Source organism: Nocardia sp. GCM10030253 (genome assembly GCF_042675075.1).
GTDB lineage: Bacteria > Actinomycetota > Actinomycetes > Mycobacteriales > Mycobacteriaceae > Nocardia.
This window is the reverse complement of record NZ_JBHTDL010000012.1, coordinates 34777-55353: the sequence shown is the minus strand read 5'-3', so window position 1 is coordinate 55353 and position 20577 is coordinate 34777. Positions and strand designations below refer to the sequence as shown.

2 protein-coding genes (1 of these 2 only partly in view) are annotated in these 20577 nt (G+C 67.8%); both read left to right on the top strand.

Annotation, left to right across the window (positions count from 1 at the left end):
* The first annotated feature begins 384 nt into the window (after positions 1–384).
* Positions 385–18399 (top strand): non-ribosomal peptide synthase/polyketide synthase, encoded by an 18015-nt coding sequence (locus ACFQZZ_RS26460; RefSeq protein WP_378686218.1) that lies wholly within the window; start codon positions 385–387, stop codon positions 18397–18399.
* Positions 18399–20577: the 5' portion of a non-ribosomal peptide synthase/polyketide synthase gene (locus ACFQZZ_RS26455; protein ID WP_378686216.1), read on the top strand. The gene runs 23102 nt beyond the window's last position; only the first 2179 of its 25281 coding nucleotides appear in the window; it begins with the start codon at positions 18399–18401; the stop codon falls past the right edge of the window. Before ACFQZZ_RS26460 ends, ACFQZZ_RS26455 begins: the two co-directional genes overlap by 1 nt.

Below are 20577 nucleotides of genomic sequence, written 5' to 3'. Positions count from 1 at the left end.
CCAGAAGTTTTTAGGGGAAATAGTTCCTTTTTATTAACGAAGCGCCTAGTGTTCGCAATGCGTGGATCACATCCATGTGATGTAGCTGACATTGCCGCGGTGCTCGCCCGCATCGCGGCGGCGGGGTTGGAGGAACGATCAAAAGCTAGGCGCGACCGTGGCGATCTGCGTTCGCCACGGCGGTGACCCGGAGTCACCGATCTCGTTTTCACGCAATCTGTTCGGACCCCGCGCGAGCGACGCTGCCGCGTCCCGCGCTTCGTCGAATTGCCAAGGTGCAGGCATCCATGCCATGCGTCGGAGCCGAAAGCTCTGATGCAGAGGCTTATTCGCGCTGCCCAAAAGCACTCGGCTAGCTGTTGTTTCGCCAACGAGGAGGCTCTGGTGCACGGTACGGAGTTGGGTGAGTTCGGTGCGGGGCCGGATGAGACCGCCCATACCGGGGCGGTGCCTCCCGCGCCCGTGCCGTTTCCGCTGGCGCCCGCGCAGCTGGGGGTTTGGTATGCACAGCTGATCGATCCCGAGGTGCCGATCAATATCGCGCAGTACGTGGACGTGCGGGGCGAGCTGGATATCGAGATCCTGCAAGAGGAGTCGATCGAGGCGGCCTACGAATGCCAATCGATCCTGGTGCGGCTCGGCGAATCCGATGGTGTGCCCTATCAGTGCGTCGACCCGGAGCTTTCCAAAGACATCAAGGTGATCGACCTGCGCGAGCACGCCGATCCCATTGCCGCCGCACATGAATGGATGCGGTCGGATATGAGCGCACCGGTCGATCTGATCGCCGATCGCCTGGCCGAATGCGCTGTGTTGCGGGTGGCCGACCAGCGGTACTTCTGGTATCTGCGGGCACACCACCTCGTCTTCGACGGATACGGCGCGCTGACCAGTACCAACCGCGTAGCCGAGCGGTACACCGCGCGGGTGCTCGGCACCGAGCTCGCCGCGGCGACGCCGGGCAAGCTGGCTGCGCTGGTCGAGGGTGAGCTCGCTTACCGGGACAGCACGCGATACGCCACCGACCGTGCGCACTGGGCGCAGCGGGTTGCCGGGCTCGACGGCGCGACCAGTCTCGACGGCCGCACCGCGCCGCGCGCCGCGATGAATCTGATCGCAGGTCGGGCGCTGCCCGAGCACTTGGTCGAACAGCTGAATGTCCTGGCATCGAGCCAGGATTCGACCTTCGCGGTGGTCTTGCTCGCGGCCTTCGCCGGGTATCTCGGGCGGCTCACCGATCGGGACGAAGTGGTGCTCAGCCTGCCGGTGACCGCGCGCACGACGGCGGTGATGCGACGTTCGGCGGGGATGCTGTCGAATATCGTGCCGCTGCGGTTGCCGGTCGGCGCGCGGTCGGGCGACCCGGTCACCTGGGGTGAGCTGCTGCGCGCGACCAGGGTCGAGGTCGCGGGCGCGCTGCGCCATCAGCGTTACCGGCACGAGGATATCCGGCGCGACGCCGAGCACGATGGACAGCCCGCGCGCCGCGCGCTGTTCGGTCCGCTGGCCAACATCATGCTGTTCGGCAATGACCTGACCCTCGGCGACACCGTGGCCAGGTATCACGTGCTCTCGACCGGACCGGTGGAGGATCTCAGCTTCAACGTCTACTACGGCGAGCGCGATAGCGTGCACGTGGATTTCGAGGCGAACCCGAATCTGTACGGCGCCGACGAAATCGCGCGCCACCACGCGCGATTCCTGCGTTACCTGGAGCGATTGCTGACCACCTGTCTCGATACGCCGGTGGGCGCGGTGGCCGTCGCGACCGAATTGGAGCTCGAGGTCAGCACCAAGATGTGGAACGCGACAGCCTACGACGTCGACGCGGTACTGCCGGGTCGATCGGCAGGGCGCGCGCCGGTCGCGACGCTCGTTTCCCTGTTCGAGGCACAGGTCGCTCGCACGCCGGACGCAATGGCCGTGCGATACGCCGACGAGTCCGGGCAGACCATGACCTACCGCGAGTTGGCGGCGCGTAGCAACCGCCTGGCACGACAGCTGATCGGGCTCGGGGTCGGGCCCGAGACCTCGGTCGCGCTGAACATCCGGCGCTCGCCCGAACTGCTCGTCGCGATCTATGCCGTGCTCGCGGCGGGGGCGGCCTATATTCCGCTCGACCCCGACCATCCGGCCGAGCGCACCGCGCATATTGTGTCCACTGCTCGCCCGCTCTGTGTGCTGACCACCGAACACGATGGCGCACCGGAGGTTTCCGGTATTCCCGTCGTATATGTCGATCGATCGGATCCGGGCTGTTCCGATGGTCCGGTGTGGGATAGGGAACGCACCGCCGCGCTGCGACCCGAGCAGCCCGCGTATGTGATCTTCACCTCGGGGTCCACCGGGCTGCCGAAGGGCGTGGCTGTCACCCACGCGTCGATCGTCAATCGGCTGGTGTGGATGCAGTCGATGTACCGGCTGAGCGTCGACGATGTCGTGCTGCAGAAGACCCCCGCCACCTTCGATGTGTCGGTGTGGGAGTTCTTCTGGCCCTTGCAAATCGGTGCGACATTGGTGCTCGCACAGCACGACGGGCACCGCGATCCGGCCTACCTGCGCGCTGTCATCGCCGAGTATGGCGTGACAACAGCACATTTCGTGCCGTCGATGCTGGAAGCGTTTCTGGCCCATCAGGAATTCACGACGCGGACCACGCTGCGGATGGTGTTCGCCTCCGGGGAGGCGCTGCCCGCCGTACTGGCCCAGCGGCTGCGCGTGCTCACCGGCGCGCGGCTGCACAACCTGTACGGTCCGACCGAGGCTGCCGTCGATGTCACCTTCCACGAGGTGACCGACGCCGATACCGTCTCGGTACCGATCGGTGCGCCGGTGTTCAACACCCGGCTCTATGTACTCGATTCGCGGCTGCGGCCGGTACCGGTCGGGGCACCGGGTGAGCTGTATCTGTCGGGGGTACAGCTCGCCCGGGGTTACGTCGACCGACCTGGACTGTCGGCGGGGCGGTTCGTCGCCGATCCGTTCGGCGGGCCGGAGTGCCCGTCCGCACCGGGCGATCGGATGTACCGCACCGGTGACCTGGTGCGCTGGACCACCACCGGTGAGCTCGAATACCTGGGCCGCACCGACTTCCAGGTCAAGCTACGTGGTCTGCGCATCGAGCTCGGCGAAATCGAATCGGTACTCGGCACGGTCGACTCGGTGGTGCGTGCCGTGGTCGTGGTGCGTGACGACGCCGGGGTCGGCGAACAATTGGTCGCCTATGCCGTCGAGTCCGAGCCGGGATCGGTGCTGCCGAGGCAGCTGCGTGCGGCGGCGATCCGGGCGCTGCCCGGGTACATGGTGCCCGCGGCCTTCGTGGTGCTCGACGCGCTGCCGGTCAATGCCTCCGGCAAGCTGGATCGTTCCGCGCTGCCCGCGCCGGAGCGGACCACCCCGGTATACGCCGCCGCGGCGACACCGGTGGAGCGGGCCATCGCGCGGGTGTTCGGCGAGGTGCTCGGCCATGAGCGCGTCGGCCGCAATGACGACTTCTTCGCACTCGGCGGAAACAGCTTGGTGGCCACTCAGGTGGCTGCCCGGCTCGCCGCCGATTTGGGCTGCCGGCTCGGAGTTCGCGAATTGTTCACCGCCACAACGGTGTCCGAACTCGCCGAACTGATCGAGCGGGCGGGAGGAACCAGCGGCGCGTCTGCCGTTGCGCTGCTGCGGGCGCGGCCGCGACCGCCGCTGGTTCCACTTTCTCCCGCACAGCAGCGGATCTGGTTCCTGAACCGGTTCGAGACTTCCGGCGCGGGCTACAACATGCCGTTCGTGGTGCGGCTACGTGGCGAGGTCGATGTCGCCGCGCTGCGGTCGGCACTCGATGACGTCCTTGCCAGGCACGAGGTATTGCGTACCACCTTCCCCTCGGTGCTTTCGGACGGCGCCGAAGGCGTTGCGGCGCGGCAGGTTGTCCTTCCCGCCGCCGAGGCGATCGGCGCCGCCGAGGCGATCGGCGCACGCGAGCTCGATGCGGAACTGCTCCGCTTCGCCGCTCGCGGTTTCGATCTGGAACACGAGATTCCTTTTCGTGCCCGGGTTTTTACAGTGGACGACGGTAGTTACGCGGTAGCTCTGGTACTGCATCACATTGCCGCGGACGGCCTCTCGCTGCGGGTGCTGGCCCGCGATGTGATGACCGCCTACGGCGCCCGACGCGCCGGTGGTGCCCCGGGCTGGGCGCCGCTGACCGTGCAGTACGCGGACTACAGCCTGTGGCAGCGCGAGTTCGGTCTGCCGCCCGAGCAACTGGAATTCTGGACCGAGGCCCTTGCCGGTGCGCCCGACCAGCTCGAGCTGCCTGCCGACCGGCCGCGGCCCGCGGTCGCGTCAGGTGCCGGCGCGGTGTTCCGATTTGTGCTGCCGCGCGACCTGTACGCCGATATCGCAGATCTGGCTGGTGCCCAGGGTGTCTCGACCTTCATGGTGCTGCACGGTGCGCTGGCCGTGCTGCTGTCGCGACTGTCGGGCAGTGCCGACATCGTCATCGGCACGCCGATCGCAGGTCGTGGCGAGCGCGCCCTCGACGACCTCATCGGGATGTTCGTCAACACCCTGGTATTGCGCACCGAGATCGATGCCACCGCCTCCTTCTCGACGCTGCTCGATCGGGTGCGCGAAACCGACCTCGCCGCCTTCGGACACGCCGGGCTGCCGTTCGAGCAGCTAGTCGAGGCCATCAACCCGACACGCTCTCGAGCACGCCACCCGCTGTTCCAGGTCATGCTCGCCTTCGACAACGCTCAGGAAATCAACCTCGAACTGCCCGACTTGTCGGTTGCTACCAGTACTCTGGATACCGGAGTGACCAAGTTCGATCTCCAGCTCACGGTCACCGAAAGCTTCGTCGGTGCCGGACTCGAGGAAGGTTCGGCACCGACGGGGGTTCGTGCGGAATTCACGTACGCAACGGATCTTTTCGACGAAGCCACCATCGCGGACTATGCGCGGTGGCTGGTGCGGCTGCTGCGGGCGATCACGGCCGATGCCGATCTACCGGTGGGCGACCTGCCATTACTGGACGCCCCGGAGCGGCGTCGGGCGATCGAGCTGGGCCTGGCCCCGCGTCGGATAGATGGCCATGCGGTAGAACCCGCCGGTGCGGACACCGTCCTTGTCGCGTTCGAAGCCCAAGTGCGCCGGACGCCCGATGCTGTCGCGTTGCTCGATGGCGATCGCACATTCACGTATGCGGAGTTGGCGTCCCGGGTCAATCGGCTCGCTCGGGTGCTGATCGATGCCGGCGTCGGTCCCGAGTCGCTGGTGGTGCTCGGAATGCGGCGCTCGGCCGAGTTGGTCGTCGGCGCGTACGCGGCTTTGACTGCTGGTGGCGCGTACGTGCCCGTCGATCCCGACCAGCCTGCCGCTCGGATCGCACACGTTGTCGCCTCGGCACGGCCGGATTGCGTTCTGATCGGATCCGCCGACGGCTGGCAGACCGAATCCGATGTTCCGGTCATCGCGGTCGACGTGCTCGATGGTGCGCGGTACTCGGATGCGCCGGTCGGCGACGTGGAGCGGCTGCGGCCGTTGCGCCCGATGAACACCGCGTATGTCATCTTCACCTCCGGCTCCACCGGGCGGCCGAAAGGGGTTGCTGTTCAGCATGCCTCGATGGTCAACCAGGTCGAGTGGATTGCCGACGAATACGGCATCCGTGACGACGACGTGGTGCTGTTCAAGACGCCCGCCACCTTCGACGTGTCGGTGTGGGAGCTGTTCGCGCCGCTGGCCCGTGGTGCGCGAGTGGTGGTCGCCGAGCACGACGGGCATCGCGACAGCGGCTATCTCGCCGCCGTCATCGCCGCGCACTCGGTGACGATGACGTCCTTCGTGCCGTCGATGCTGACGGTGTTCGCCGATGCCGCCCCCGCGGCGTCGATCGTGTCGTTGCGCACCGTCTTCGTCGCGGGTGAGGCGATGACCGGCGAAGCCGCGGCGGCTTTCGCCGAGGTGAGCTCGGCCGAGTTGCACAACCTGTATGGGCCGACGGAATTCACGGTGCACGCCACCCATGCACCGGTCGCGGCGAGCGCCGGTCCGGTGCCGATCGGGCGTCCGGTGCGCGAGAGTCAGGCGCTCGTGCTCGACGCGCGGCTGCGGCCGGTACCGGAAACCGTGGTCGGCGAGCTGTATCTGTCCGGGGTACAGGTCGCCCGCGGGTACCACGGGCGCGCGGAGCTGAGTGCCGAACGGTTCGTGGCCAACCCCTATGGTCCGCGGGGAGCGCGGATGTACCGGACCGGCGACCTGGTGCGGCGCACGCGTGCGGGCGCGCTGGAATACCTGGGGCGCGGCGACTTCCAGGTGAAGCTGCGCGGGCAGCGGATCGAGCTCGGCGAGATTGAGGCGGCACTGGTCGCCGCGTCGGATGTGCGGGCGGCCGCGGTCCGGATATTTGCCCATCCCGCAGGGGAAATGCTCGTCGCGTACGTGGTCACCGCCATCCCGGAGCCGGAGCTTGCCAGGGTGCTCGAGCAGCGGCTGCGGGCGGCACTGCCCTCCTATATGGTGCCCACCGCCTACGTCGGACTGGCGGTGATGCCGCTGACCAGCTCAGGCAAGCTGGACCGCAAGGCACTGCCGGACCCGGTGCTGGCCGCCAAGGCATTTCGGACGCCTACCACCTTGGCCGAGCACGCGGTGGCCGAGGCGTTCGCCCAGGTGCTCGGCCTCGACCAGGTCGGCCTGGACGACGACTTCTTCGCGCTCGGCGGAAACTCGCTCGTGGCCACGCGGATCGCGGCCCGCATCGGGGCCGCCGTCGGCACCGAAATACCGGTGCGGCTGCTGTTCGAACATCCGACTGTCGGCGCCTTCGCTGCGAATCTGCCCGAGTCGACCGGGGTTGCGACCCGTCGGCCGCTCGTCGCCGGACCGCGCCCCGAACTGGTGCCGCTGTCCTACGCACAGCAGCGGATGTGGTTCCTCAATCAATTCGACGCGGGCTCGGTCGCCAACAATCTCACCGCGGCCGTCCGGCTCACCGGTGCACTCGACCGAGCCGCGCTGTCCGCAGCGGTCGGCGATGTGCTCGCCAGGCACGAGGCGCTGCGCACCATTTACCCGGCGGTGGACGGCATCGCGCGTCAGCAGGTGCTGCCGATCGACCAGACAGCCGCAGGACTGATCCCCGAACCGGTCGACACCGCGGACGTTCCCGATCGGATACGTGCCATCGCGGCACTGCCCTTCGCCGTGGAGAAGGCCGCGCCTGTTCGACTGATATTGCTGCGGACGGGCGGCACCGTTTGTGACTGTTTGCAGGTCGCTCGAAACAGCACCGCTTGTGACTGCTTGCAGGTCGATCCACATAGCACCGCCGACAGGGCAGAGCATGTGCTGGTCGTCTCGATGCACCACATCGCCGCGGACGGCTGGTCCATCGCGCCGCTCACCAGGGACATCATGCTCGCCTACGCCGCCAGACGCGCGGGCACGGCACCGGCATGGGCGCCGCTGCCGGTGCAGTACGCCGACTTCACCCTGTGGCAGCGGGAAACGCTCGGCGCGCAGGACGATCCGGGCTCACTGATCGCCGAGCAAATCGGCTATTGGTCCACCGAACTCGCAGGACTGCCCGATACCTCGACCTTTCCCGCGGATCGGCCACGCCCCGCGGTTGCCTCGGGTCGCGGGGCCCGGCACGCGTTCACCGTCGACGCCGCGACGCACCGTCGACTGCGTGAGCTCGCCGATGGGTCGCACGCGTCGCTGTTCATGGCTGTGCACGCCGCTTTCGCCATTCTGCTGGCCAAGCTCGGTGGGCAGCAGGACATCTCGATCGGCACGCCGGTCGCCGGTCGCGGCGATCAGGCGCTCGACGAGCTGGTCGGCATGTTCGTCAACACGCTGGTGCTGCGCACCGACGTGCGTCCGGAATTGTCTTTCGCCGAGCTCATGGCTGCCGTGCGTGACGGCGATCTGCGCGCCTTCGCCAATGCCGACGTCCCGTTCGAACGGCTGGTGGAGGTGCTGAACCCGGAGCGCTCCACCGCACGGCATCCGCTGTTCCAGGTCATGCTCGACTTCCAGAACACCGCGCAGACCTCTTTGGCGCTGGCCGGTCTGGAGGTGACAGCGCTCGATATCGACACGCGGACAGCGAAATTCGATCTGCAGCTGACACTCACCGAGTCCACCGACAGCGCAGGCGCTCCCTTGGGCATCGCCGCGGTCTTCGAGTATGCCACCGACCTGTTCGACGCGAGTACCGTCACCGCCTTCGCATCCCGCCTCGGCCGAGTGCTCGCCGCCGTCGTCGCCGATCCGCAGGTGCGGATCGGCGAGGTCGATCTGCTGTCCGCCACCGAGCGCGACCTGGTGCTGGACACCTGGAATGCGACCACACGCGAAATAGACGCCACCGCAACACTGGTGTCGTTGTTCGAGGCGCAGGTGGCGCGCACCCCGGACGCGATCGCCCTCTCGTTCGAGGGTGAATCGCTGTCGTACGCGGAATTCGCGAGCCGCGTGAATCGGCTGGCGCGCCTGCTGGTGTCCATCGGCGTCCGCCCCGGCGCGACCGTGGCATTGGGCATGGCCCGCTCGGTAGACCTCGTCGTCGCCATGTACGCCGTACTCACCGCTGGCGGGGCATATGTCCCGGTGGATCCCGATCATCCGGCCGAGCGGATCGAGCACGTGCTGCGCACCGCGCGTCCGGTGTGCGTACTCAGCCGCTCGGGCGACGGGCTCGATCTCACCGCCGCGGCAACCGGGACAGGCCGTCCGCGAGTGTGGGCGGTGCTGGACGTCGATGTCTTCGACGACACCGACTATTCCGATGCACCGCTGACGGACGCGGATCGGCTCGCCGCGCTGACACCGGGGAACGACGCGTACGTGATCTTCACGTCGGGTTCGACCGGACGGCCGAAGGGTGTCGCGATATCGCACGCCGCGATCGTGAACCGGCTGGTGTGGATGCAGGACGCCTACGAGTTGGACCGCGCGGATGTCGTACTGCAGAAGACGCCCGCCACGTTCGATGTGTCGGTGTGGGAGTTCTTCTGGCCCTTGCAGGTCGGTGCGCGGCTGGTTGTCGCCGAGCCGGACGGGCACCGGGATCCGCGCTATCTCGCCCGGGTCATCGAGCGCGAGCGAGTAACCGTCGCGCATTTCGTGCCGTCGATGCTCGTCGCCTTCGTGGCCGGTGCGGCGGCTCGGTGTGATTCGCTGCGCATGGTCTTCTCCTCGGGTGAGGCCCTGCCGCCCAAGCCCGCGCACCGACTGTGCGAACTGACCGGCGCCCGGCTGCACAACCTCTACGGCCCGACCGAGGCGGCAGTCGATGTCACCGCCCACGAGGTGACCGACTCGGACGTCTACACCGTGCCGATCGGTGTGCCGGTAGCCAACACCCAGGTGTACGTGCTGGATGGCCGACTGCGTCCGGTGCCGCCCGGCGTGCCCGGTGAGCTGTATCTGGCCGGTGCGCAGCTGGCGCGCGGGTATGTGGCGCGCCCGGATATGACGAGCGATCGGTTCGTGGCGAACCCGTTCGGCGTATGCGGTGCGCGCATGTACCGGACCGGTGATCTGGTGGCATGGACCAGCGACGGTGTACTCGAGTATTTGGGCCGCACCGACTTCCAGATCAAGCTGCGCGGTCTGCGGATCGAACTGGGGGAGATCGAATCCGCGCTCACCGCACTGGATTCGATCGCGCAGGCCGTTGTCGTTGTGCAAGCGGGCACACAGCTGGTCGGGTATCTCGTCGCGGTACCCGGTGCGACCATCGGCATCGACGCCGTGCGGTCCGCGCTGAGCAGGCGACTGCCGGACTACATGATGCCGTCGGCGTTCGTGGTACTCGACGAGTTCCCGTTGAACGCATCGGGCAAGCTGGAGCGAAAGGCATTGCCCGTTCACGTGTTCGAGTCCACGGTTTTCCGTGCGCCCACAACACCGGTGCAGGAGATCGTCGCACGCGTCTTCGCCGAGGTGCTCGGCGCGGAGCGGGTTGGGCTCGACGACGACTTCTTCGCACTCGGCGGAAACTCGCTGAACGCCACCCAGGTCGCCGCTCGGCTCGGCGGTGCGCTGGACACCGAACTGCCGGTGCGGATGCTGTTCGAGGCGCCGTCGGTTGCCGCGCTCGCCGCACGCGCGGAATCACACCAGGGGGAGGGCGGCCGAACCGAGTTGGTGCTACGCCCGCGTCCGGAACGGATTCCGCTGTCGCAGGCCCAGCAGCGCATGTGGTTCCTCAACCGCTTCTTGTCCGGCACGCAGGCCGGACCCGGCGGCGCCGTCGACAATATTCCCGTCGCTCTTCGGCTGACCGGAGAGCTGGATGTCGCGGCACTGGCCGCCGCATTGGCCGATGTCGTCGACCGTCACGAAACACTGCGGACGGTCTACCCGGACGGTCCGGACGGCGCCGAACAAGTTGTCCTTCCGACGGGACCAGCCGTTCCCGTGCCGCGACCGGAGCCGATCACCGAATCCGAACTCGCGCAACGGCTCGCCGCCCTCGCCACGGCGACATTCGATGTGACAAGCGAAATACCTTTGCGTGCCGGGCTGTTCGCAATCACCGGATCGAACTCCGTCGAGCATGTGCTCGCGCTGGTGCTGCACCATATTTCGGCCGACGGGTTCTCGCTCGGACCGCTGGCAGGCGATCTGATGACCGCTTACGCCGCCCGGTGCGCAGGCCAGGCGCCCGCCTGGGCGCCACTGCCCGTGCAGTACGCCGACTACACGTTGTGGCAGGCCGAAAACCTCGGCACCGAGGAAGATCCCGCATCGCGGGCACATTGCCAGCTCGAATACTGGCGGCAGACCCTTGCGGGCCTGCCCGAGCAGCTCGAACTGCCCACCGACCGCCCGCGCCCCGCCGCGTCGTCCTACCGGGGTGACACCCACCGGATGCGCATCGATTCCGATTTGCACAGCGAATTGAGCGAGCTGGCGCGCAAGCGCGAAGCCACCCTGTTCGCCACCATGCACGCGGCGCTGGCGGTCCTGCTCGCCAGGCTGTCGAGCGCCGAGGACATCGCGATCGGCACCCCGGTCGCCGGTCGCGGCGAGGCCGCGCTGGACGGCCTCGTCGGTATGTTCGTCAACACCCTGGTGCTGCGCACCCACATCGACACCAGAGCGCGGTTCGAGACCGTGCTCGACACCGTGCGCGCACAGGACATCGAGGCACTCTCGCACGCGGACATTGCGTTCGAACGTCTGGTAGAGCTGGTCGCGCCCGCGCGGGCGCGCAACCGCCATCCGCTGTTCCAGGTGGCGCTGACCTTCCAGAATTTCGCGCTACCACGGCTGGAAATGGACGGCCTGCTGGTGCGTCCGGTCGAGTTCGACGCGGCCGCCGCCAAGTTCGACCTGCAGTTCACGGTGGTCGAGTCGCACGACGCGGATGGCCGTGCGGACGGCATGAACATCGAAATCACTTACGCCACCGACCTTTTCGACACGAGCACGATCGAGGTGCTGGCCCGCCGCTACACGCAGGTGCTTGCCGCGATTGCCGCGGACGCCACCGTGGTCGTCGGCGACATTCAGCTGCTCAGCGCGGAGGAACAGCATCGGGCGCTGTACGAGTGGGCGGGCACGGCCGAACAGCCGACCGCCGAGTCCGACACCCTGGTCGGGCGGTTCGCGCGAGCCGCGGCGATCGACCCGGCGGCCATCGCCGTCCGTGCGGGCGATCGGTCACTGACCTACGCCGAACTCGCCGACCGGTCCAACCGGCTCGCCCGTCGGCTCATCGCCGCGGGCGTCGGACCGGAAGCACTGGTGGCGGTGGCGCTGCCGCGGTCGGTGGAACTGATTGTCGCGCTGCTGGCCGTGCTCGAGGCGGGCGGCGGATATCTGCCGATCGACCCCAACTATCCGGCGGACCGTATCGAGTACGTCCTCGACGACGCCAGGCCCATCTGCGCGATCACCAGCGCGGAAACCGGATTGGCACGCGGCTGGTTCGGTGGTCCGGTCATCGAGATCGATACGGCCGATCTGAAGTCGTTCGACGGTTCACCGGTGACCGATGCCGACCGGCGCGAGCCGGTGCGTCCGGCGCATACCGCCTACGTCATCTACACTTCCGGCTCCACCGGTCGGCCCAAGGGCGTCGTCATTCCGCACCGCAATGTGCTGCGGCTGTTGGACAACACCGAGGGCCGGTTCGAATTCGGGCCGTCGGATGTCTGGACGATGTTCCACTCCTACGCTTTCGACTTCTCGGTCTGGGAGTTGTGGGGCGCGCTGCTGTACGGCGGCCGACTGGTGGTTGTCGACTACTACACCACGCGCTCGCCGCAACAGTTCCTGGAACTGCTTGCCGCGGAACGGGTAACCGTCCTGAACCAGACCCCCTCCGCCTTCTATCAGCTGATCGCCGCCGACACTGCTGCCGAGTCGCGGCATGAATTGGCCTTGCGTTATGTGATTTTCGGCGGCGAGGCACTGGAGCCGCAGCGATTGAACGTGTGGTTCGCCCGGTATCCGGACGGGCCGCGACTGGTCAACATGTACGGCATCACCGAGACAACGGTGCACGTCTCCCACCGTTCGATCGAGGCGGGCACCGGATCGGCGAGCGTGATCGGCAGCGCGATACCGGGACTGGCGGTGCGGGTGCTCGATGCTCGGCTGCGCCCGGTGCCGGTCGGGGTGCCCGGCGAAATCTACGTCTCCGGTGGGCAATTGGCGCGCGGTTACCTCGGCCGCCCCGCGCTCACCGCAAGCCGTTTCGTTGCCGACCCCTACTCCGGTGCAGGCGCACTGGCCTATCGGTCCGGCGACCTCGCCCGCTGGAGGGCGGACGGCGATCTGGAGTACCTTGGCCGGGTCGACCAGCAGGTGAACCTGCGCGGATTCCGTATCGAGCTCGGCGAGATCGAGGCCGCGCTGCTGGACGAGGCCGCGCTGTCGGTCAGCGAGGTCGCGGTCATCGCGCGCACCGACCTCGTCGACGAGCCGCGCATCGTGGCCTATGTGGTCGGCGCGGGCCTCTCCGACACCGCGGGGCTGCGGCAGGCGCTCGCCCGCAGGCTGCCGGAGCACATGGTGCCCGCCGCGATCGTGATGGTGGATCGAATTCCATTGACCGTGAACGGAAAGCTCGACCGCGCCGCATTGCCCGCGCCGGTATTCGAGGCGAAGGCCTATCGCAAGCCCGCGACGTTCGCCGAGGAGATCGTGGCGGGGGTCTTCGCGGAGGTGCTCGGCCTGAGCGTCGACGCGGCCGAACCGCGACGGGTCGGTGCCGACGACGACTTCTTCGACCTCGGCGGCAGTTCCCTGCTGGCCGCCAAGGCGGTCGCCAGGATCGGCGCGGCGCTCGGTCGAAGCGTCACCGTCCGTGCTCTGTTCGAGGCACCGCGGGTCGCCGACTTCGCGGCCCTGGTGACCGCCGGTGACGCGGAGGCCGCCCGGCCCCCGCTGGTCGCAGGTGCGCGCCCCGATCGGCTCCCGTTGTCACCTGCCCAGCAGCGCATGTGGTTCTTGAACCGCTTCGACCAGACGTCGATCGCCTACAACATTCCGCTGGCCCTACGGCTCTCCGGTCTGCTGGACATCGCGGCTCTGCAGGCTGCCGTCGGTGATGTCATCGGCAGGCACGAATCATTGCGGACCCGATACCCGGAGCTCGACGGCACCCCGATGCAGCTGATCATGCCTGCCACCCAGGCGGTTCCGTCGCTCTATCCGGTCGAGGTGACCGAGGCCGACCTGCCGGAGCGGATCAGGGAACTGGCCGCGACCACATTCGATGTGACCGTGGATGTGCCGGTCCGGATGCGGTTGTTCGCGGTCGGGTCGGAATTCGTGCTCGCGGCCGTCCTGCACCACATTGCCGCGGACGGGTCGTCGATCACCCCGTTCATTCGCGATCTGATGGTGGCCTATACCGCGCGATGCGAAGGCCGCGCGCCGAGTTGGCCGCCGCAGGCCGTGCAGTACGCGGACTATGCGCTGTGGCAGCGGGAATTGCTCGGTGCCGAGGACGATTCCGCGTCGCTGTCCGCGCAGCAGATCGCCTACTGGACCGAGGCGCTGACGGGTCTGCCCGATCAGCTGGCCCTGCCGACCGATCACCCGCGGCCCGCTCGCCAGAGCCTGCGCGGCGGCAAGGTCGGTCTCACCGTCGACGCGCGGCTGCACGCGGCGCTGGTCGCACTCGGCAGGCGCGCAGGCGCGACGGTGTTCATGGTGGTGCACGCCGCATTCGCCGCATTGCTCGCGCGGTTGTCGGGCACCTCGGATATCGCCGTCGGCACGCCGATCGCGGGTCGAGGCGCTGCCGAACTCGACGACGTCATAGGCATGTTCGTCAATACGCTGGTGCTGCGGACCGAGGTCGACGCCGGCGAGACCTTCGAGCAATTGCTCGGCCGCACACGGGCGGCGGACATCGCGGCGTTCTCCCACTCCGATGTGCCGTTCGAGCGACTTGTCGAGGTGCTGAACCCGGAGCGCTCCACCGCGAGGCACCCGCTCTTCCAGGTCGGCTACTCCTTCCAGAACCACGATCGAGGCACCCTCCGGTTGCCGGGACTCGAAGTTCAAGAAATCGAATTCGACAGTGACGTAGCGCAATTCGATCTGCACCTGTTCGCGGTGGACAACTATGGCGCCGACGGCGCACCCGATGGCATCGATCTGGCTCTCGGCTTCGCGACCGACCTGTTCGAGGCCGCGAGTGCGCAGCGGTTCGCGGCAGCACTGCACCGAGTGCTCGAATCAGTTGCCGCGCAGCCCGATACCGTCGTCGGCGACCTCGATCTGCTCGGTGGAGTCGATCGGGCACGGCTACTCGACGAGTGGAACCGCACCGCACGTCACGTCGAGCCGATGACGCTCGCGGACCTGATCGACGCCCAGGTGGCGGCGACACCGCAGTCGGTGGCACTGATCGATGCCTCGGCCGAAACTGCGTTTACCTACGCCGAATTCGACGCCAGGGTGAACCGGCTCGCGCGCAAACTGATCACCGAAGGCGTGGGTCCGGAGTCGACCGTGGTGCTCGCGATGCGTCGCTCGGTGGAGCTGATCGTCGCCATGTACGCGGTGGTGCGGGCGGGCGGCGCGTACGTCCCCATCGACCCCGACCATCCGGCCGACCGGATCGCGCACATCATCGACACCGCCGCGCCCACGTGTGTGCTCACCACCTCCGCCGAGGGCATACCGATCGAGACGGGCTCGACGGCAATGGAAGTCGATCGAATCGACCTCACCACGTTCGCGTCGACGCCGATCCGGGACGCGGACCGGATCCGGCCGCTGCGGCAGGCGCACCCGGCCTACCTCATCTTCACCTCCGGGTCGACAGGTCTGCCCAAAGGCGTCGCCGTCCCGCACTCGGCGATCGTCAACCAGTTGGCTTGGCTGCGAGACAGTTTCGCGCTCGGCCCGCAGGACTGCGTGTTGCTCAAGACACCCGCGACCTTCGACCTGTCGGTCTGGGAGTTCTGGTCGCCGCTGGTGACCGGTGGCCGCCTGGTGGTGACGGCGCCCGGTACCGAACGCGATCCCGACCGGTTGCGTGCGCTGATCGAACGACACGGTGTCACGGTGCTGTACGCGGTGCCGTCACTGATCGGCATGATGCTCGCCGCTGTTCCGCACACGCCGATGCCGCTCTCACTGCGGCAGGTGCTCGCCATCGGCGAGGCACTGCCGCAGGCTACCGCGGTCGAGTTCCGGCGTCGTGCGGCCCGCACCAGGCTGTACAACCTGTACGGCCCCACCGAGGCTGCGGTGTCGATCACAGCGTTCGAAGTGCGAGAAGACCCGTCGCAGGTGGTGCCGATCGGTGCGCCCGCATGGAACAGCCGGGTCTATGTCCTCGACGCCCGACTCCAGCCGGTGCTGGTTGGCGTGCCTGGCGAGCTGTATTTGGCCGGTGCGCAATTGGCGCGCGGTTACCACCGCAGGCCCGCACTGACGGCGGACCGCTTCGTCGCCGATCCCTTCGCGGTCGAGGCAGCCGCGATGTACCGGACCGGCGACATAGTCCGCTGGCGTCCGGACGGCACCTTGGAATATCTCGAGCGCTCGGACTTCCAGGTCAAAATCGGCGGGTTCCGCATCGAGCTGGGTGAAGTGGAGACCGCGCTGCGACGACTGCCCGGGGTGCGGGCGGCTGTCGCGGTTGCGCGTGACGACGAGCGGGCAGGTGTCCGACTCATCGCCTATGTCACTGTGCCGGAATCGGATTCGTCCGCCCGTGTAGAGCTGGCCGCTGAACTGCGGGCTGCGGTGGCTGTCGAGCTGCCGGCATACATGGTGCCCGCCGCCATTGTCGTGCTGGAATCGTTGCCCCTCAACGCGAATGGCAAGGTCGATCGAGCACTGCTGCCCGAGCCGGTGTTCACCGAGGTCGCCTTCCGTGCGCCGAGCACCGCGGTGGAGCAGCTGGTTGCCGCCACCTTCGCCGAGGTGATCGGCACCGCGACGGCAGGTCTGGACGATCACTTCTTCGCCATGGGCGGCAACTCGCTGATGGCGACCCGGCTGGCCGCACAACTCGGTGCCGCCCTCGGCGTCCGGGTGCCGGTCGCCGCGGTTTTCGAGGCACCGACGGTGGGTGCCCTCGCCGTCCACGTCGCGGAGTTGGACGGCTCCGACGGGCGGCCCGCGTTGCGCCGCCGGTCCGATGCCGCGCCCGCCCCGCTCGCACTTGCACAGCAGCGGATGTGGGTGGTCAACCGACTGGCACCGGATTCCTCCGCCTACAACATCCCCGCCGCCCTGCGCCTGACCGGAACCCTGGATCTACAGGCACTCACCGCGGCCGTTCGCGATGTGCTGAGCAGGCATGAGGCACTGCGCACGAGGTACCCCGACACCGAGCACGGGCCGGTGCAGGAGGTCCTCGACAGCACCGCCATCGTCGTCGACCTGACCCCGATTCCGGCGCCGCCGTCGGAGATCGGCGCGCGACTCGACGAATTCGTCGCGACCGGCTTCGATGTCACCACCGCGGCGCCGGTGCGGATCGCGCTGTTCGAAATAGGCGCTGCCGCTTGCGACTGCTTGCAGGTCGCTGGAAATGGCACCGCTTGCGACTGCTTGCAGGTCGCTCGAAATAGCACAGAGCATGTTCTCGTCGTGGTCGCACACCACATCAGCGCCGATGGCTATTCGGTCGCGCCGATGACTCGCGATCTTGTGCGCGCCTATCTCAGCCGGGTCGCCGGGCAGCAGCCGGACTGGCCACCGCTCGATATCCAGTATTCCGATTACAGCGAGTGGCAGCGCGAAATCCTCGGCTCCGACCGCGATCCGGCGAGCTTGCTGTCTCGGCAACTCGCGTACTGGACCACCGAATTGGCCGGACTGCCGGAAGTGCTCGCACTTCCGACCGATCGACCACGGCCCGCACGTCGCGAAATGCATGACGCTGCGGTCGATTTCGCGGTCGATGCCGACCTCGCCACCAGATTGGACGGCATCGCTCGCGAACACGGCACTACTTTGTTCACGCTGATCCACAGCGCATTCGCGGTGCTGCTCACCAAACTGTCGGGCACCGGGGACATCGCCATCGGCGCACCGGTCGCAGGCCGTGGCGAACGCGAACTCGACGACCTGATCGGCATGTTCGTCAACACAGTTGTACTGCGCACCGAGATCGACCCGCGCGCCGGTTTCGCCGATCTGCTCCGGCAAGCCAGGGATCGGGACGTGGCGGCACTCTCGCATGCCGATGTGCCGTTCGAGCGGGTGGTCGACGCGCTGGCGCGGACCCGCTCCAGCGCCTACACCCCGCTGTTCCAGGTGATGTTCACCTTCCAGAACATGCCGGCCGGCCGTGTGGCGCTACCCGGGCTGGAGGTCGAGGTCCTCGATCTGGAGCTGGCCGAGGCGAAGTTCGACTTGCTGCTCACCGGCATCGAGAAGTTCGATGCCGCAGGCGAACTGGCCGGGCTGCGGATGCGGTTCGGTTACGCGACGGACATTTTCGACGCCGCAACGGTGCGGCTTTTCGCCGATCGGCTACTGCGGGTGTTCTCGATTGTCGCGGCACAGCCATCGATCGCGATCCGCGCCATCGACATCCGCACCGCCGCCGAACAGGCGCGGCGCACACCGAGCAGCACGGCGATCGCGCCCGCCACAGTGGCCGAGCTTCCTGCGCTCATCCAGGCCGTGGCGGGCATCGCACCCGCCACTGTCGCCTTCGAACATGATGCGCACACGGTGACCTACGGCGATCTCGCCGCCAAACTCGCGGCGGTCGCCAGGGCGATGGGCGCGGCGGCGAAACCGGAAGCGCTGATCAATGTCTCCCTCGCCGGGCTGGTGCCCGGTGTCTTGGCCGCGCTCGGCGGCAGTGGTCTCGCCGCGGTGCTGCGGACGCTACTCACCGACGCGCAGGCCGTCGTCTCCAACTCTGGGTTGGAAATCGATTCGGAAGGAAATAGCTGATGTCCCATGCAGAATCGGTCGCATCCAGCGAGCTCGGCAACCGTGTTGCCGCGCATCCTCATTCGGCGCTGCGCCGCGCCTACGGAATCGACGATCTACCCGGATTGATCGTGACGGTCGCGGAGTTGGATCCGGATCGAATCGCGTTGCGCCACAGTGACACCACCATCACCTACGGCGCGTTGGCTACCGAGCTCGGGGTGCTCGACGAGGCCATGGGCGGTGCACTCGGCCAGGACGCACTGGTGCCGGTGGTGGTATCCGGTCAGCTGCCCGCACTGATGGATTCGGCCGATGGCGCGCTCGGCGCGGTACTCGAGCAGTTGCTCGACGACGCACTCGACGCGGCGGTGGGTGTACTGCCCACCAACTTCGCGCCGACCGAGACGCTGATCAGCGAGTTCGAGGCCCAGGTCCGGTCAACGCCGAATGCGGTGGCGCTGGAGTACGCGGGTGCCACCCTCACCTACGCCGAGTTCGATACCAAGGTCAACGCGCTGGCCTACCACCTGGTCGAGCAGGGTGTCGGCCCGGACGCGCTGGTCGGCCTCGCCGTGCGCCGTTCGTTCGAACTGCTCATCGGCATGTACGCGATCCTCAAGGCCGGCGGCGCGTATATGCCGATCGACCCGGAACACCCTGCCGAGCGCATTGCCTATGTGCTCGAAGTCGCCGCACCGGTACTGGTGCTCACGACGACCCGTGACGAGCCGGAGTTGCCCGCCGGTGTCGGCGTGCTCCGGATCGATCAGTTCGACGCGGTGGCGCCGGAATCGTTCGACGCTTGGCCGCGGCCGTTGGGTGACAATATCGCCTACGTCATCTTCACCTCGGGCTCGACCGGTCGGCCCAAAGGCGTTGCCGTTTCGCACCGGTCGATCGTCGCCAATCTGCGGTGGCGCGAGCGGCTGCACCGGCTGAACGCGACCGACGTTGTGCTGCAGAAGACGCCGTTCACCTTCGATGTCTCGGTGTGGGAGTTCTTCTGGCCACTGCAGGTCGGCGCCCGCCTGGTGATCGCCGCGCCGGACGGCCACCGTGATCCGGCCTACCTGGTGCGCACCATCGCCGAATGCGGCGTCACCGTGGCGCATTTCGTGCCATCGATGCTTGCGGTATTCGTCGCCGAGGTCGATCCGGCGCACGCCGCCGCGGTGGAGACACTGCGGCTGGTGATCGCTTCGGGTGAGGCGCTGCCCGCGGCGACTTGTGCCGCCTTCCGCGAGATCAGCGGCGCGTGCCTGTACAACACCTACGGCCCGACCGAGGCCGCCGTCGATATCACCTCGCATGAGGTGACCGCCGCGGACGTCACGACCGTGCCGATCGGCGCACCCGCCGACGACTCCGAACTGCTGGTGCTCGACGACAATCTGCGGCCGGTGCCGAGTGGAGTGGTCGGCGAGTTGTACCTCGCAGGCGTGCAGCTGGCCCGCGGCTATGTGGCGCGGCCCGGGCTGACCGCCGACCGGTTCGTGGCCAACCCGGAAGGCCCGCCCGGCGAGCGGATGTACCGCACCGGCGATCTGGCCCGTTGGCTGCCCGCCGTCGACGGCGGCCCCGCCGAGCTCGAATACCTCGGCCGCACCGACTTCCAGGTGAAGCTGCGCGGTCTGCGCATCGAGCTGGGCGAGGTCGAGGCGGCACTGCTGCGCAACCAGCAGGTGGCGCAGGCCGCGGTGATCCTGCATCAGCATGTGGGCGCCGACCACCTGGTCGGCTACGTCGTCCCGAACGGCGCTGCCGCGCTCGATCCCGCGGCGGTGCTGGCATCCACCCGGACGCACCTGCCGGAGTACATGGTGCCCTCGCTGGTCCTGGTGCTCGACGAGATGCCGGTGAACGCCAACGGCAAACTCGACCGTCGCGCCCTGCCGGAGCCGGTATTCGGCTCCGGCGCTGTCGAATACCGCGAGCCGGCCACCGACGCGGAGCGCGCGGTCGCGGCGATCTTCGGTGAGCTGCTCGAGGCGGACCGGGTCGGAGCGGACGATGATTTCTTCACCCTCGGCGGCAATTCGCTCATGGCGACGCGGGCCATTGCCAGGGTCGCTGCCGCGCTCGGGATCTCCGTCGACGTTCGCGACTTCTTCGACCGTCCGACGGTGGCGGCGCTCGCGGCCCTGTCCTCGACCGCGGCCGCCGCCGACGTGCCCGCACGTCCGGCCCTTGCGGTCC